We start from the raw sequence: 16,547 nt of genomic DNA, 5'->3' as shown, positions 1-16,547 counted from the left end.
GCTTTTTATGTGCCGCCCACCGTCCGAACGGCAATTTCGGCAACGCGGGCCGCACTGTCGGGCATGGCCAGCGTGCGTGCGTTCACCGCCCATTCACGGCATTGTTCGCGCGTCAGGCTGCCTAGGATTTGCGCCAGATTATCGGCATTCAGCTGGTTTTGCGGCAGCAGCAGGCCGGCCTGTGCGCCGACAAGGTAACGCGCATTGGCGGTTTGGTGGTCGTCCACGGCCAGCGGAAACGGCACGAGCAGCGCCCCCACACCGGCGGCGGCCAGTTCGGCAATCGTCAATGCACCCGCGCGGCAAATCAGCACGTCGGCATCGCGGTACACGGCGGCCATATCGTCCACAAATTCCACGCATTCGGCCGATACGCCTGCCGCCTGATAAGCAGCCTGCAGGTTCGCCAAATGCCCGCGGCCGGATTGGTGGGTGATGCGCGGGCGTGCTTCTTCGGGAATACGCGCCATGGCTTGCGGCACGGTTTCGTTCAGGGCTTGCGCGCCCAAGCTGCCGCCGATAATGAAAATCCGCAACGGGCCACTGCGTCCGGCAAAACGCTCTTCCGGTTTGGGCAGCTGCGCAATGTCGGCGCGGACGGGATTGCCCACCAAGCCGTCCGGATATTGTTCAAAGGCTTTGGGGAAGGCATACAGCACGCGCGCCGCCCATTTGGCCAAGCGGCGGTTCGCCATGCCGGCCACGGCGTTCTGTTCGTGGATGATAATCGGAATGCCAACCGCTTTCGCCGCCATGCCACCGGGAAACGTAACAAAGCCGCCAAAGCCGATAACGGCATCGATTTTGTGCCGGCGGATAATGTTCACGGCAGCCTGCACACTGCGCAGCAGCATCCACGGCAAGGTGAGCTTGCGCCACAAGCCTTTGCCGCGCACGCCTTTCATCGCCACCGTTTCCAAGGGAATGCCGTATTGCGGCACCAAGCGCTCTTCCATGCTGCCCTCGCTGCCGAGCCACACGACTTTGTGCCCCATCTGCTGCAACGATTGCGCCACGGCCAATGCGGGGAAAATGTGCCCGCCGGTGCCGCCTGCCATCATTAAAAATGTTTTGCCGGATTGAGTCATGGTTATGCCTTGTCTGAAATGTCTTCGGATTCCGCCGTATCCGTTTGCGGTTGCGGACGGGGTGCAGGCTGCTTCGGATCGGTAACGCTGTGGCCGAGCAGAACGCGGCGGTTTTCATAATCCACACGCAGCAGCAGCAGCAGCGCAATCATCATAATCACCAGCGACGAGCCGCCGTAGGAAATCAGCGGCAGCGTCAGCCCCTTGTTGGGCAGCAGGCTGATGTTCACGCCCACGTTGATGAACGTTTGCACGGCAATCCACACGCCGATGCCCACCGCCATAAACGAATTGAAATACAGCTCCAAATCGCGCGCCAGCTTACCGATGGAAAACGCGCGCCAAATAATCCACACATATAGCAGCACCAGCGCAGCCACGGTCACCAGCCCCAGCTCTTCGCCAATCACCGCCAAAATGAAATCGGTGTGCGCTTCGGGCAGGAAGCCGCGTTTAATCACCGCGTTGCCCAAGCCTTCGCCGAACAGGCCGCCGCGCTGCAACGACAGCAGCGAGCCCAAGCCCTGATAGCCCGTGCCCGTGGGGTCGTTCCACGGCTGCCACATCACTTCCACGCGGCGCAGGCGGTATTCGTTACCCCATATGGCGACAACGCCCACCAGCACGGCAATACCGATGGCAGAGAAAAACCAGCTTTTGGGCATGTTCGCCAAAAAAAGCAAGGCCAGGAAAATGGAGAAAACCACCACGGCCGAACCCAAATCGCGCGTGAAATAAATCAGCATGGCGCCGAGCGTGACAGGAATGCCGACCATGATAACGCGCTTGAAGTCGTGCAGGATGTCGATTTTGCGGCGGAAAAAGTTCGCCATGTAGATAATCGTTACCAGTTTGAAGATTTCGCTGGCCTGCACTTTGAAACCGAACGGCGTAGGCAGCCAGCGGCGTGCGCCGTTCACCTGCTCGCCCACGAACAGCACGGCGAATAATGAAATTAATGCAATGTAAAACAGATACTTGTCCCACCTTTGCCAGCGCCACAGCGGCACGCGCATCAACAGATAACACGCGGCACCGCCGATTAGGGCAAATTGGGTTTGTTTGATGAGAAACGACGCGCGGTTGTCGAAATGGTACAGCCCCGCCTGCACGCCCGATGCCGAATACACCATCACCAGGCCGAAGCACAACAGGCACAGCAGCACCCACAGCAGGGGTTTGTCGTAGGCATCGCCCCGGCGCAGCAGGTTGCGGTCGAACAGTGTGGATTCGAGATGGTGGGGCAGGTTCTGCTGCCAATGCGTGATTTTTCGGGAAATCTGTTTCATGGATGGTGTGGGAGATACTTCGACACAAAGGGGTTTATTGTAGCAGTGAATATCTTGCTTGGCGTGTTTCGGGGCAAATTTTTCTGCGCCGGCGGACGGCGAAAAGCAGCCTGCACCCCCGCCAAACGGAAAGCCGGGTGCAGGCTGCTTTTGATTATTCCGCCAATCCGTTCACTGCTTCGACAAACACTTCCGAACGGTGGGCATAGCCCTTGAACATATCAAAGCTGGCGCAGGCAGGGCTCAGCAGCACGATGTCGCCGGACTGGGCGCGCGCAAAAGCAGCCTGCACCGCTTCGGGCAGGGTTTCGCAAAACACCAAATCCACGCCGCAGCCGTCCAAATCCGCCGCAATTTTCGGCGCGTCCACGCCAATCAGAAACACCGCGCCCGCTTTTTCTCGCAGCACGTCGCGCAAGGGCGTGAAATCCTGCCCTTTGCCCATGCCACCGGCAATCAGCCAGATTTTTTCGGGCAATCCGGCAATCGCGGCCACCGTGGCGCCGACATTCGTGCCTTTGCTATCGTCAATAAAGGTAATGCCGTTTTTTTCGCCCACTTTTTCCACGCGGTGCGGCAGGCCTTTAAACGTTTTCACATGGGCGAGCAGGCGGTCGCGCGGCAGGCCGATGCTTTCGCACAATGCCAATGCCGCCAGCACGTTCGCCATATTGTGGCTGCCCTGCAAAGGAATGTCGGTTTGCGGCATCAGCAGCACTTCTTGATGGTGCAGGCTGCCTGCGCCCGCTTGCCAGTGATAATCCTGCGGCTGTTGCAGCGAAAAATAATGCACCGTGCGGCCGTCCCGTTTCATGGCACGGCAGAACGCATCGTCCGCATTCAGCACCTGCACCGCTTTGCCGTTGAAAATCATGTCCTTGGCGCGCGCGTAATCCAGCAGGTCGTCATAACGGTCCAAATGGTCTTCAGAAATGTTCAGGCAGGCGGCGGCATCGGCATCCAGCAGCGGCGTGGTTTCCAGTTGGAAGCTGGACAATTCCAGCACCCACACATCGGCCGGTTTGCCTTTGCGCGCCAGCCACGCTTCCAGTACGGGCGTGCCGATATTGCCCGCCACCACGGTATCCAAACCGCATTGCGCGCACAAATGCCCCACCAGGCTGGTGGTGGTGGTTTTGCCGTTGCTGCCGGTGATGGCGATGATTTTGTCCGGCTGCCGGCTCAGCAAATCCGCCAAAATCGCCACATCGCCGATGACTTTGCCGCCGCGCCGTTCGAATTCGATAATCTCGGGCTGGCGGCGCGTGATGCCCGGGCTCAATACCAGCACGTCATAACCCTGCAACGCCGTGTGCAGGCTGCCTGCAAACAACGGAAACTGCGGGAATTTTTCCGTCAATTCCGCACGTTGCGCTTCAGACAGCTGTGCATCGTAACCGGCCGCCTCCACACCGATGTGCGCGCAATAGGCCAGCACGGAAATGCCCGTGCCGCCCAATCCGGCCACCAAAACTTTTTGATTCTGTAACATAAAATATCCTAACGCTCGGATTTATCGGGTGCAGGCTGCCTGGATTGCCGCGCTTCATACGACATAACCCTCGGGTCGCCGGTGGCCGATTCGTTTTCCTTGCGCAAAATTTCATCGACCACGTCTTCCTCCGGCTCGCTCTCTTGCGGCGGTTGGCGGCGTTCGTCGATACGGTCTTTATCGCCGTCGTCTTCATCGTCGTCCGTATGGCGTTCGCGGTCGGTCGGAATTTCGGCAATTTGAATGGCGGCGGCCTGCTGCGGATAATCCGCACCTTCAATTTCGGCGTTGCCCACCGACAGCACTTGCACCAGCGCGCGTTTGGGCGATGCGTCCTGCTCGGTGGCAATCAGCCATTTTTCATCGTTGATGGGAAAGGTCAGCAGCGTGGTTTTGCCCACGTCCAAAGGCTCGGCCAGCGACATTTTCAGCACCGATTGCGCCAAAACGGCGGATTCAGACTGCGGCAGCATTTGCAGGCGCACATACACCCGCGCAATTTTAAACTGCCCCAAGTTCTGAATCCGCAGGCGCAAAACGGGCACGCCGTCCTGATAACGCAGCTCGCCCTCTTGAATTTTGATGTCCTGCCCCGTGCTGACGGAAATGGCGGCCACCGCATTCGATGCGGGGAGCACCTCGGCGGAAGCGGTTTCTTGGAACACCACCGGCTCGGACGACACCACATTGCTTTGAATGTTTTCCGCGCTCTGTTCCGCCGCCAGAATGAATTTCCAGCCCGCATACCCCATGGCGGCACACGAAACAATGCCGATAACCCACGCAGCACGCCGTATCCGTTGCTTGGACGAAAGTGAAGACATAATGACTCCTTATGCACGTTGCCGTTTGAACCCTTTGCAACGCCGCGCCCGAATCCCGGGCTTGGCGAAGGTTTCATTGCGGATTGTATCGCCAAACCATGGGCCAGGCAAAGCGTGGAAACATGGCAACCGTTGTTTTGATTGAATAAAAAAGCAGCCTGCACTTCAAGGAAAACGGGTGCAGGCTGCTTTTTGCCATGGGTGCTCAGCGGATTTTCAGCGTACTCAATCCAATCAGCACCAGAATAATCGTGATAATCCAAAAGCGCACCACCACCTGCGTTTCCTTCCAGCCTTTTTGCTCGTAGTGGTGATGAATCGGCGCCATCAGGAAAATGCGTTTTTTGGTTCTTTTGTACCAGCCCACTTGCAGCATCACGCTCAACGCTTCCACCACGAACAGGCCGCCCATAATCACCAGCACGAACTCTTGGCGGATGATGACGGCAACCGTGCCCAAAGCCGCGCCCAAGGCCAGTGCGCCCACATCGCCCATAAATACCTGCGCGGGATAGGCGTTGAACCACAGAAAACCCAAACACGCGCCGCACATGGCCGAGCAGAAAATCACGACTTCGTTCGCGCCGGCCACATAAGGCAGTTGCAGGTATTCGGCAAATTTAAAGTGCCCCGTCGCATAGGCAAAAATGGCCAAACCGCCCGCCACCAGCACCACAGGAAAAGCCGCCAAACCGTCCAAGCCGTCCGTCAGATTCACTGCGTTGGACGTGCCGACAATGGTGAAATAGCTCAAAATAATGAAGCCGACCGCGCCCAACGGCAGGGCAACCTGCTTGAAAAACGGCACAATCAGGATATTGTTCTCATTGCCGCGCGCCAGATAAAACAGCGCGAAGCCCGCCACCAAAGCCACGCTGCTCTGCCACACCATTTTGAATTTGGCGGACACGCCGTTCGGGTCTTTGTAAACCACTTTGCGCCAGTCGTCGTAAAAACCGAGCGCGCCCGTGGCCAGCAGTACGCCGAGCAGAATCCAGATATAGGCGTTTTCCCAGTTGCCCCACAGCAGGGTGGACAGGGTGATGGTGCTCAAAATCAGCGAGCCACCCATGGTGGGCGTGCCGTTTTTCACCAAATGCGTCTGCGGGCCGTCCGTGCGCACCGCCTGCCCCACTTTCAGCGCGGTCAGTTTGCGAATGGTCCACGGGCCGAGCAGCAGGCTGAACGCCAGCGCGGTGAGTGCCGCCATCACGGCGCGGAAGGTGGTGTATTGGAAAACGTTGAGCGCGGAAATCCAGTTGCTCAATCGGGCAAGCCATAAAAGCATAGTTGTTCCTTAATCATTCAATTTGTGTGTCGTGTGTTCGGCCAGCCTGAAAGTGCAGGCTGCTTTTCAGATGTGTCGGGCTTATGTTCAAGCAGCCTGCACACTTCATCTTATTTCGTTTCCGCCAGCGCGTCGGCCACTTCTTCCATCCGCATAAACCGCGAGCCTTTCACCAGTACGCTGGCATTTTCGGGCAAATCGTGCGCCAGCGACAGAATCAGCGGGTCTTTGTCGGCGAACCACAACCCTGCCGCGCCGAATTTTTCGGCAGCCTGCGCGCTGTTGTCGCCCACGAAATAGGCGTATTCGATGCCCAATTCGCGCGCGTAAACGCCGATTTCTTCGTGCATTTTCGGGGCTTCCGCCTCGCCCAGTTCGCCCATGTCGCCCATCACGAAAACACGCGGTGCAGGCTGCTTGGCCAACACGTCCAGCGCGGCCTTCATGCTGTCGGGGTTGGCGTTGTAGGTATCGTCCAAAATCAGGGCATTGCGTATGCCGCGCTTCTGTTGCAGCCGCCCTTTAATGTTGCCGAACGCGGCCAGACCGATCGCAATTTCCGCCAAAGACACGCCCGCCTGCACCGCCAAAGCCGCCGCCGCGCAGGCATTGGCCACGTTGTGCCGACCCGCCGCCGGCAGCGACACGCGCACGCGCTCCGTGCCGTACACCAAATCAAACGTGCTGGACAGCGGCTGCAAATCGATGTTTTCCGCGTGAATATCGCCCTGCTCCGCGCCGAACGTCAGTGTTTTCAAACCGTTGCAGGCTGCCTGAAACACGGGCAGGTTCGCGTCTTCGGCGGGCAGCAGGGCAACGCCGTTTTCAGGCAGCCCCTGATAGATTTCGGATTTGGCACGGGCAATGTCCGCCACGCCGTTGAAACCGCAGCCGATGTGCGCGCGCATAGCGTTGTTCACCAGCGCGGTATCGGGCGCGGCAATGCGGGTCAGCGCCGCCAGCTCGCCGAAATGGTTCATGCCCATTTCAATCACGGCGTAACGGTGGTGTCCGCGCAAATTCAGCAGGGTGAGCGGCAGGCCGATGTGGTTGTTGAAATTGCCCGCCGTCGCCAGCACCGCGTCCGCGCCGAATTTGGCACGCAGCACCGCCGCCAGCATTTCCTTCACAGTCGTTTTGCCGCTGGAACCGGTAATCCCGAACACAAACGGGTTCACGGCCTTGCGCCACGCCGCTGCCATTTGCTGCAAGGCGTGCAGCGTGTCGGGCACGAAAAAGCAGCCTGCAACGCCGGCCAAATCGCTGCGCGACACAATAGCCCGCGCGCCTTTGGCCAGCACATCCGGCACAAAATCGTGCGCGTCGTGGTTCTCGCCCGCCAGCGCGACAAACAAATCGCCTTCCTGCGCTTGGCGGCTGTCGGTGATGACGCGGCAAACGGGATGGTTTTCGGCGGGCTGCGGCAGGTTTAATGTGGCGCAGATGAAGTTTAGGTCTAATGTTTTCATTTTTTCAATCATTCATAAATGTGCAGGCTGCCTGTAAGCTAAATCTGCTCCATCGGTATCTCGGGACGTTCCGCGTGGATTTCCGCTTTCAAGCGTATGATGTTTCGATAAACCAGCCACAAAAACAGCACGGCCAAAAAATTCACGCCCACCTGCCACGTCTGCGAGCCGACAACCAAGGTCAATTGCATCACGCCCGCCAAATCGATAAAGGAACCATTGGCATGACGGATTGAGAACAAGGCCAATACGAAAACCAGTAAGGCGCAACGGAATCCACGCAACCGGCGGTGGAAAATGTAGTAGGACGCATAAAAATTCAACAACGCGGCAGCAGAAACCATCAGCAATCCCAACCAGCCATCCGCCACTGTGAACGCCACCGCCAGCCAAGAAATGCCTTGCAGCAAGGTTATCCATGCCAGCCATTTCCTGCTGCGGCTCAGCAGGGCGTATTGCGGAAAGGTTTGGTGAAACAGGTTATTCATGTTTTATTTTTCAGCGGGTTATCGGGTAGTTTTGCGTTTCAGGCAGCCTGCACCCAAAAAGCAGCCTGCAACACTCCATCTAGCTGCCGAATTTGCCATACGGGTAATAATCGGTCAGCAGCAATATGGCGGTGGTTTTGCCGTTGTGCTGCTGCGGCAGATACAGGAAATAATTGTTTTCGCGCTGTGCAAAATACGGCTGCGTCAAATGCTGGGCGAAGGTATTGTGCAGATAATCGTGTTCAAACGTTTCCGCGCGATAGAGAAAATTACGTTTGTCCAAAGGCGGTGCGGCTTCGGAAGCGGCGCTCTTCACAGCATCCGATGCGCCGGAGTCCGATGCGATGCGCAGATAAACACGGTTGCCGTCCACTTCATCCGGCACGATGATGACGGCACGCTGAAACGAAGTATTTGCCTGCTCCACCACTTTTAAATAGTCGGACGTTTGGCGGATGTATTCGGGCGTGAAACGGTATTGCGCAGCTGCCTGAATACCGCGCACATTCTGCTGCACCAATGCCTGCCCGGCCTGCTGCAATGCCTTCTCCCTGCGCTGCAAACTCAAATGGTTGCCGGCAAACAGCACGCCCGCCAGCACGGGAAACATAAAAATCATCAACACAATGATTTTTTTGCCTTTCTTGGGCGAATCCGTTTCGCTACCACGCTCGGCAATACGCGTCAGGTTGAACATGATGTTCAGCATCAGCGCGCCCGCCATCAAGGCGATAATGCCCGTGATGCTCAATGCGAATATCTCGCTCAGGTGCTGGCGGAAGATTTTCAGGTTGAATACCTGCACCAAAATGAAAACAAAAATCCAATAAATCAACAAGACAAATGAAACAATGCCGACGGTATTGGTGAGCTTGACGAGTTGTTTGGGATTCATCATCGTTCGATGCCTTTTGCAAAGCGGGCAGATGTGCAGGCTGCCTGAAACAATTTTTTTTATTTGACGTCAGGCAATATAAGCTGTAATATCCGCACCGATATGACCGCCGCCTCTGTTTTTACAAGCGGTGGTTTTTGTTTGTCCATAGATCTGATGCTGTATAATCCCCCACAACACCAAATCTTTCCAAGCTGATATTTTTACTTCTGTTTTTGGGGAAATCAGCCAATAGTTCCTGTAAACGTTCTCCCCATTGCGAATTAGGGCACAATACGTCCAACATCGTTTTCATCACGCAAAAATAGAAAAACGGCCGCGTGTTATCCAGCATTTTCCAGAAAGCATCATGCGCTGGCAGTGGCGAAGTATTATTCAACCGAGTATTCCAAAGCCGCTCGTGATGGGAAGATATATTCCTTATTTCATTCAAACTCTTAAGTATCTGTCCAAAAATATAGCCATTAGCAAAGCCATATTTCCGCGCTATCTTGTTTTTATCGCGCTGTTTCATGCCACTGTATAAATGCGACATTACGCCAAAATCCCATATATTGCTTGCCACCCATACGGGTAGACAGCCGTATTTTTGCTGATAATGCTGTATAAACTCTTTGCGCTGCGCCTGTCTAATCAATTTATTGTGCTTTACCAACCATTGTTGGTGCAGGCTTCCCGAATGGTTCTCCGCGACAAATTTGCCGTCAAAAAACGCAGGCTTTTCATACGCCAACGGATGATAATGCCCCAAACAATGGGAAATATCCACTTTTACTGCAATTTCAATACGTTCTAACGCATCCATTGCTAATAAGCGCAATTTTTTGTCGAATAGGTATAAAGACAAAACCGTTTCAAAATCACAATCCTGCCTAAACATATCCGATAATTCCTGTTTTTCTCTATCCCACTGGCGGAAAACATGAAAATACCCGCTCAATCGGTAATAGCCAATGCGTTGCAAATAATGCAAAGCACGCTTTGGATTCTGAATCGTCATGCCCCGTTCTTGCAGACGTAATAATTGGAGCGGGAAATCCTGCCAACGCTTCAATGGTTCAAAATTTGGTTTACAGACCGTTTCATACTCCGCCAACGCCTGTTCCGCCACTTCAAAATCCGAAAAATGTGTACGCACGCCGTGGATTTCCTGATAAGTTTCGTGCCCTTTGCCGGCAATCAAAATGATGTCGTTCGGTGCGGCTTGGGCGATGGCCTGCTCGATGGCGGCTTTGCGGTCGGCTTCCACCAGCGCGGGATGGGGGACGGCGGGCAGGATGTCGGCGATGATGGCTTGCGGGTCTTCGGTGCGCGGATTGTCGCTGGTAACGACAACTTTATCCGCCAGACGCGCAGCCACTTCGCCCATCAGGGGGCGTTTGCCGCGGTCTCGATCGCCGCCGCAGCCAAACACGCACCAAAGGCAGCCTGCAGGCTGCTTGATTTCGCGCAACGTAGCGAGGGCTTTTTCCAGCGCATCGGGCGTGTGGGCATAATCAACCACCACCAGCGGTTTGCCTTCGCCGATGATGCAGTCCATGCGGCCGGTGGCAGGGCGGATGTGCGACAGCGCGTTTAAGGCTGCCTGAAAATCGTAACCGCCCGCGCACAGTGCACCGAGTGCGGCGGCGAAATTTTGGGCGTTGAAGCGGCCGAGCAGGCGGATCTGCGCCGTGCCGCTGCCCCACGGGGTTGCCACGTCAATGGCCATGCCTTGCGGATTGGCGGCGAAACGGGTAATGCGGATGTCGGCCTGTTCGTTGAAGCCGTATGAATAGACGTGCAGGCTGCTTTCGCTGCGTTTGAGTTCGGCACAAAGCTGTTGTCCGAATGCGTCGTCGGTGTTGATGACAGCGTTTTGCAGGCCTTGCCAATGGAACAGCCGTGCTTTGACTGCGCCGTATTCTTCCATGCTGCGGTGGTAGTCCAAATGGTCGCGCGTCAGGTTGGTGAACACGGCGGTGCGGAAGGGCGTGCCGTTAACGCGGTATTGGTCAAGCCCGTGGCTGGACACTTCCATGGCAACACAGGCCGCGCCGTCCTGCTGGAATCGGCGCAACAGGGTTTGCAGGGAAACGGGGTCGGGTGTGGTGTGCGTGGCGGCCTGCAGGCTGCCCCAATAGCCGTTGCCGACCGTGCCGACAATGGCGCAGGACTGCGGTTTTTGTTCCAAAATATCAACCGCCTGCGCCAGCCATTGGGTAACAGACGTTTTGCCGTTGGTGCCGGTCACGCCGATGATGTGCAGGCTGCCTGAAACGCTGCCGTATGCTTCGGCGGCGAGTATGCCCGCCATTTGGCGCAAATCGGGAATGGCCTGGTTCGGCACGTCCCATTCCGGCCGCCATTCAAAACCACCGTCCGCATCCCAATACACGAAGCCTGCGCCGTTATCGACGGCTGCCTGAATATAGTCGCGCCCGTCCGCATATTCGCCGCGGCAGGCCACAAACGTATCGCCCGCACGGATTTGACGGCTGTCGGCGCAGAGACGCTCATCGGCGGCGGCAAGGTGTTGCAGCTCGGGGAGTTGGGGATTTTTGGGGGCGGCAGTTTGGCTGTACATGGGGAATCCTTTTGGTTTTCGGTGTGCAGGCTGCTTTTTGGGGTTGCAGGCAGCCTGCACATTCAAAACGCCAACAGACCCTTGCTGTTTTGCAAACAGCAAAGGTCTGTTAATCCGTTATTATCGTTGTGCGGTTTGCACGGTTTTGTCGGCATTGACATAAGTCGGGGCAACGTTCAACAGCTTCAGGCCGCCCTCCATAATGCCTCGGAACACGGGGCCTGCCACCGTGCCGCCGTAGTAGCTGCCCACCGGCTCGTCAATACTCACCGCCACAATCAAGCGTGGGTTTTTGGCAGGCGCAAAGCCCACAAAGCTGGCCACATATTTGCCTTCGTAGCGGCCGTTAATCGCTTTGCGCGCCGTACCCGTTTTGCCGGCCACATCGTAGCCCGGCACGGCACCGGCCTGACCCGTACCGCCCTTTTGCGTTACGCTAATCATCATTTCGCGCATTTTGCGTGCCGTTTCGGGCTGCAAAATCACTTCGCCTTTTTGCGGATTGGGCTGCTTGAAAATGGTTGCAGGCTGCAATCGTCCGTCCGTGGTGAAAATGGTGTATCCCTGCGCCATTTGCAGCAGGTTGGCCGTGATTGCATAACCATACGACATAACGGCCTTATCCAAACGGCTCCAGCGGTTGGCAGCTTTCAAAGCGGCACTTTGCTCGCCCACCACGCCCGATTGCGTTTTGCGTCCGAAGCCGATGGCCGACAGATAATTATACAAGGTTTGGTTGTCGTACATGGCCGCGATTTTGCTCACGCCCACGTTGGACGATTTCTGCAAAATGCCTTCCGTGTTCAAAGAACCGTATTCGTGCGTATCGCTGATTCTTTTGTTGGCCAATTCATAGGCAGAAGTATTAAACCAAGTGTTGCGGTTGATTTTGCCGTCGTCCAATGCTTTGGCCACAATAAATGGTTTCATCACGGAACCAGGTTCGATGGTCACACCCACCGTGAAATTGCGGCGGCTTTCCACCGGATATTCGCCGTAATGGTTGGCATCGTAATCCGGCAGGCTGCTCATGGCCAGCACTTCGCCGGTTTGCGCATCCAATACCACCGCGCCGCCTGCTTTTGCTTTGAATTGCGTCAAAGCAGCCTGCAGTTGTTCGCGCGCCAAACGCTGCATATTGTAATCCAGCGACAAGGTAACCGTTTCACCGGATTTGGCCACCACATTTTCAGGCGAATCCACCAGTTCGATTACATTGCGGTGACGGTCGCGCAGCACAACCTGTTTGCCGTCTTCACCGGTCAATGTTTTATTTTGGCTCAATTCCAAGCCTTCCAAGCCCTGCCCTTTGCTGTTGGCAAATCCGACAATGTGCGAAAACAGATTGCCTGTCGGATAGCTGCGCTCGGTGCGCTCTTCAAAATGCAGCGTGGGAATGCCCAATGCTTTCAGTTTATCGGCATCTTCCAACGACAATTCGGTTTTGAACTGTACATATTGGCTGGACAGGTTTTGCAATTTGGCGCGAACCTCAGCTTCAGGCACTTGCAACACTTCGGCCAACTGGCGGAACTGCGCATCGCTGATGGTGTTCCAGTTGATGGTGTCGCCCTTGCGTTTGGGCGCATAAATCGCTCTTGGATTAAATGTGGCAATTTTCAGATAACGGCTCACGGCCAATATCGTGCCGTTCCTATCCACAATAGCGCCGCGCAGTGCAGGCTCGCGAATCGTGCGGACCAACCGCGCCTCGCTGCTGGAACTCAATTCTTGATGGTATTTTTCCTGCACGAAAAAACTGTAACCAATCAAGCCCACAAAAACCGCGCTGATTGCACCAAACAATGTGGGCAAGCGGTAATTGCTTTTGAGGGCCGGTTGGATTTTTTCCTCTTTTTTATACGCCATATAAGGCTTGTGTTCATTGCGAATCAGCATAACGACTACTACTTAAACATCTAAAATTATTGACTAAACTTCACCATTACGGTTTCTTTGTCCGTTGCGCGGTGCATATTCATATTTTTTGCCGATTGCTCGACCAGTGCCGCATCTGCCAGCTGGCTTCGTTCATATAACAATTCAGCATTATCTTGATTTAAGCGGATTTCTTCTTCTTTACCTTTGGTGTACGCCGTGGTTTGCCATTTAATTTTCAAACGCAAATCCACCACATACAGCGCCGATAAAGTGACCGCCAACAATAATAAAAAATTTAATCTGGAAAACATATCTCTATCTTGAAAAAGCAGCCTGCAGTTTAAATTCGCCGTCTGTCCGCTCCGCCACTCGCAAAATAGCGGAACGTGCGCGCGGATTATAATTCAATTCTTCCGCACCCGCCTTAATCGGCTTGCCCACAATTCTCAAAGGAGGCTTCGGCAAATCCGCTTCTCGAACTGCCGCCCATTTAGGCAAAGGCGCATGCGTGCTGTATTCGCGCATAAATTGTTTGACAATCCGGTCTTCCAACGAATGAAACGCGATAACTGCCAACCGCCCGTGCGTGTTTAACCGCGTCGTTACTTGCGGCAGGACTTGCGCCACTTCGTCCAACTCGCGGTTAATGTAGATGCGAATGGCCTGGAAGGTGCGCGTTGCAGGGTGCTGCCCTTTCTCACGACTACGGACGCACTGTGCCGCAATCTCCGCCAGCTGGCCGGTTGTATGGATGGGCGCTTCGATACGCTTTGCAACAATTGCGCGCGCGATTTGGCGACTAAACCGCTCTTCACCATAATTTTTAATTACCTCATGTATTTCCTGTTCGTCCGCATGCATCAACCATTCTGCCGCCGATTCGCCGCGCGTCGTATCCATCCGCATATCCAGCGGTGCATCAAAACGAAAACTGAAACCCCTTGAAGCATCATCAATCTGCGGCGAGGAAATGCCCAAATCAAACAAAGCGCCATCAATTTGCGATATACCCAGCTCGGTGCAGGCTGCATCAAAATGCGAAAATCCCTGATGGAACACAGAAACACGTTGATCTTGCCGCGCCAATTCTTGCGCCACTGCAATCGCAGCAGGATCTTTATCAAATACAATCAAACGCCCCTGTTCATTCAAGCGCGATAAAATCAAACGGGAATGCCCCCCACGCCCAAACGTTCCGTCCACATAAATTCCCGACGGCCGGACATTCAGCGCATCCACTGCCTCATTCAACAAAACGGTAATATGTTCAAACGATTGAGTGGTCATAATTGCAAATCGGTTTGGCTTAAATCAAAGTTCAATTCGGTCTCATCAATCGATAATGCCGCCTCTGTTTCTGCTTGTTTTTGTTCCCTATCCCACAGTTCCAGACGATTCACACGCCCTAAAAGGCTCACTTCCTTATCAAAATTCACCAAGCGGCGCAGATTAGCCGGTAGCAGCACACGGCCCGCACTATCCATTTCCAACGTTTCCGCATTATGCAGCAGCAAATTTTGGTACAACTGCAAATTCGGTTTGCCGTTTACATTTAAATTCAACAGTTTTTGTTCCACCTTTTCCCATTCGGACTCGGGATAAAACAGCAAACGTTTACGGCTGTCCAGTGTAACCACCCAATTAGGTTCGTTCTCATCCGTTTTGAAACGGCGTGACAAAACCTCGCGCAATTTGGCAGGAATCGCCAAACGCCCTTTGGTATCAATGGTTAAGTCGTGAGAACCTCGGAACATAAAAACAGAGCACTACGGAAACAAAATTTAATTTATTGAGGGATAATGACACACTTTGCACCACTTCTCCCCACAATTTGACACTATAAGCAAAAAATTGCGTCAGGTCAATATTGCCCATGCGATAACCTACCTATTTGTAATCAAATTTTTGATGATTAAATGCTAAAATACGCCCATCGCAACGCTCACCAACATAGCAAAGAAAAAAATTCCAATAAAACAAAGTAAAAACTATGCCCTATTGGAAATGACAAAATGATACTCCTCTGACCAATTTGTAAATTTACTTATTTTAACCATGAAAACCCTACAAATCGCCGACCTCACAAAAGAAGAACAGCAATGCTCACAAGCCCTTTGCCAGCTTATTCAAAACGAAATCCGCGAAAAAGGTGATATTCCTTTTTCACGCTTCATGGAGTTGGCACTTTATGCACCCAACTTGGGCTATTACGCCAACGGACGCCTTAAAATCGGACAGGCTGGAGATTTTATTACCGCCCCCACCTTAAGCCCACTGTTTGCCCAAACCTTGGCACAGCAACTAAAGCCTCTTTTGCCAGAAGTAGGTGGTGTTATTTATGAATTTGGTGCCGGAACAGGCGTATTGGCGGCAGATTTGCTCAATGCACTCGAAAGCAGCCTGCACACTTACTATATCGTTGAAGTATCTGCACAATTAGCCAAACAACAACGGCAGCATATTGCCGAATATGCCCCAGAGTTCCTCGACAAGGTCGAATGGTTGGCACAACTACCGGAACAGTTGGAAGGGATTTTGATTGGAAATGAAGTATTGGATGCAATGCCGATAGAACGCATTCGGCATAACGAATCAAATAAATGGCAACGCGCTTGCGTCAGCCAAGAAGGAGATAAGTTTATACTGAAATATCAAGAGACTGAAGATGAAAATATAGTGCAGGCTGCTTTGCAGTATTTCCCAGACAATACGCCTTATACCAGCGAATTGCATTTAACCCAATATGCCTTTATCCAAACTCTGGCGCAAAAGCTAACCCGCGGCGCCATGATATGGATTGATTATGGTTTTGATGCGGCGCAATATTATCACCCGCAACGTAATGATGGCACATTAATTGGACATCACCGACATCATAGTATCCATGACCCATTTTACCGTGTCGGTTTGACTGATTTGACAAGTCATGTGAATTTCAGTGATATCGCCGATGCAGCCTGCACAAACGGGCTTGATTTAATCGGATATACAACACAGGCAAATTTCTTATTTAATTTGGGCATTTTGGAACGATTGGGGCAACAGTATCCAGAAGCTGATTCTGTAGAATACATACGGGCTGCTGCGGCAGTACATCAATTAACAGCACAGCACGAAATGGGCGAGCTATTTAAAGTGATTGCATTTGGAAAAAATATTTCTGTTGATTGGCAAGGCTTCTTAATGGGCGATATGTGCCATAAATTGTAAGCTTTGGCGTAGCAAAGCAGCCTGCACTTTTTACAATTTCATAATTCTAAAGCACCG

General features: G+C 53.7%; 14 protein-coding genes and 1 pseudogene. 1 reads left to right on the top strand and 14 read right to left on the bottom strand.

Annotated features, from left to right (window positions below):
• Positions 1–5 precede the first annotated feature (5 nt).
• The 14 genes and pseudogenes from murG to mraZ all read right to left on the bottom strand — a co-directional run bounded on the left by murG (position 6) and on the right by mraZ (position 15,034).
• Complete coding sequence (gene murG, locus HMPREF9098_RS00070) at positions 6–1,088, bottom strand: undecaprenyldiphospho-muramoylpentapeptide beta-N-acetylglucosaminyltransferase (protein ID WP_003780769.1); 1,083 nt, start codon at positions 1,086–1,088, stop codon at positions 6–8.
• 2 nt (positions 1,089–1,090) lie between these two features.
• On the bottom strand, positions 1,091–2,377 hold the full coding sequence (ftsW, locus tag HMPREF9098_RS00065) for a putative lipid II flippase FtsW (protein ID WP_003780768.1): 1,287 nt from the start codon (positions 2,375–2,377) through the stop codon (positions 1,091–1,093).
• Positions 2,378–2,531: 154 nt separating this feature from the next.
• The gene (murD, locus tag HMPREF9098_RS00060; RefSeq protein WP_003780764.1) at positions 2,532–3,869 is read right to left on the bottom strand and encodes a UDP-N-acetylmuramoyl-L-alanine--D-glutamate ligase; all 1,338 of its coding nucleotides are present in this window, start codon (positions 3,867–3,869) and stop codon (positions 2,532–2,534) included.
• An 8-nt stretch (positions 3,870–3,877) separates the two neighbouring features.
• Complete coding sequence (locus HMPREF9098_RS00055; RefSeq protein WP_040564109.1) at positions 3,878–4,693, bottom strand: hypothetical protein; 816 nt, start codon at positions 4,691–4,693, stop codon at positions 3,878–3,880.
• Positions 4,694–4,898: 205 nt separating this feature from the next.
• Positions 4,899–5,981, bottom strand: a complete 1,083-nt coding sequence (gene mraY / locus HMPREF9098_RS00050; RefSeq protein WP_003780760.1) for a phospho-N-acetylmuramoyl-pentapeptide-transferase — start codon at positions 5,979–5,981, stop codon at positions 4,899–4,901.
• Between the two features lie 110 nt (positions 5,982–6,091).
• Positions 6,092–7,450 (bottom strand): UDP-N-acetylmuramoyl-tripeptide--D-alanyl-D-alanine ligase, encoded by a 1,359-nt coding sequence (locus HMPREF9098_RS00045; protein WP_040564504.1) that lies wholly within the window; start codon positions 7,448–7,450, stop codon positions 6,092–6,094.
• A 38-nt stretch (positions 7,451–7,488) separates the two neighbouring features.
• Positions 7,489–7,938, bottom strand: coding sequence for a hypothetical protein (locus HMPREF9098_RS00040; protein ID WP_003780757.1), 450 nt, complete (start codon positions 7,936–7,938; stop codon positions 7,489–7,491).
• 79 nt (positions 7,939–8,017) lie between these two features.
• A complete protein-coding gene (locus HMPREF9098_RS00035; protein ID WP_003780755.1) occupies positions 8,018–8,836 on the bottom strand; it encodes a hypothetical protein in 819 nt (272 codons plus the stop codon).
• 118 nt (positions 8,837–8,954) lie between these two features.
• Positions 8,955–9,833, bottom strand: a complete 879-nt coding sequence (locus HMPREF9098_RS12150; RefSeq protein ID WP_232618048.1) for an Abi family protein — start codon at positions 9,831–9,833, stop codon at positions 8,955–8,957.
• An 87-nt stretch (positions 9,834–9,920) separates the two neighbouring features.
• Positions 9,921–11,399, bottom strand: a pseudogene (locus tag HMPREF9098_RS12145) (UDP-N-acetylmuramoyl-L-alanyl-D-glutamate--2,6-diaminopimelate ligase); the annotation flags it as partial.
• A 120-nt stretch (positions 11,400–11,519) separates the two neighbouring features.
• A complete protein-coding gene (locus HMPREF9098_RS00025) occupies positions 11,520–13,298 on the bottom strand; it encodes a peptidoglycan D,D-transpeptidase FtsI family protein (protein ID WP_003780751.1) in 1,779 nt (592 codons plus the stop codon).
• 26 nt (positions 13,299–13,324) lie between these two features.
• Complete coding sequence (locus HMPREF9098_RS00020; RefSeq protein ID WP_003780750.1) at positions 13,325–13,591, bottom strand: cell division protein FtsL; 267 nt, start codon at positions 13,589–13,591, stop codon at positions 13,325–13,327.
• A gap of 4 nt (positions 13,592–13,595) precedes the next feature.
• Entirely contained in the window at positions 13,596–14,567 is a 972-nt protein-coding gene (gene rsmH / locus HMPREF9098_RS00015) for a 16S rRNA (cytosine(1402)-N(4))-methyltransferase RsmH (protein ID WP_003780748.1), read from the bottom strand.
• The gene (mraZ, locus tag HMPREF9098_RS00010; RefSeq protein WP_003780746.1) at positions 14,564–15,034 is read right to left on the bottom strand and encodes a division/cell wall cluster transcriptional repressor MraZ; all 471 of its coding nucleotides are present in this window, start codon (positions 15,032–15,034) and stop codon (positions 14,564–14,566) included. The genes rsmH and mraZ overlap by 4 nt, the downstream gene beginning before the upstream one ends.
• A 301-nt stretch (positions 15,035–15,335) precedes the next feature.
• Here mraZ and HMPREF9098_RS00005 point away from each other — a divergent pair, with 301 nt between their 5' ends.
• Positions 15,336–16,490 carry a class I SAM-dependent methyltransferase gene (locus tag HMPREF9098_RS00005; protein WP_003780744.1) on the top strand — a complete coding sequence of 385 codons (1,155 nt, stop codon included), beginning with the start codon at positions 15,336–15,338 and terminating at the stop codon, positions 16,488–16,490.
• Positions 16,491–16,547: the final 57 nt, after the last annotated feature.

It is taken from the genome of Kingella denitrificans ATCC 33394 (assembly GCF_000190695.1).
GTDB lineage: Bacteria > Pseudomonadota > Gammaproteobacteria > Burkholderiales > Neisseriaceae > Kingella_A > Kingella_A denitrificans.
This window is presented reverse-complemented; position numbering and strand designations above follow the sequence as displayed.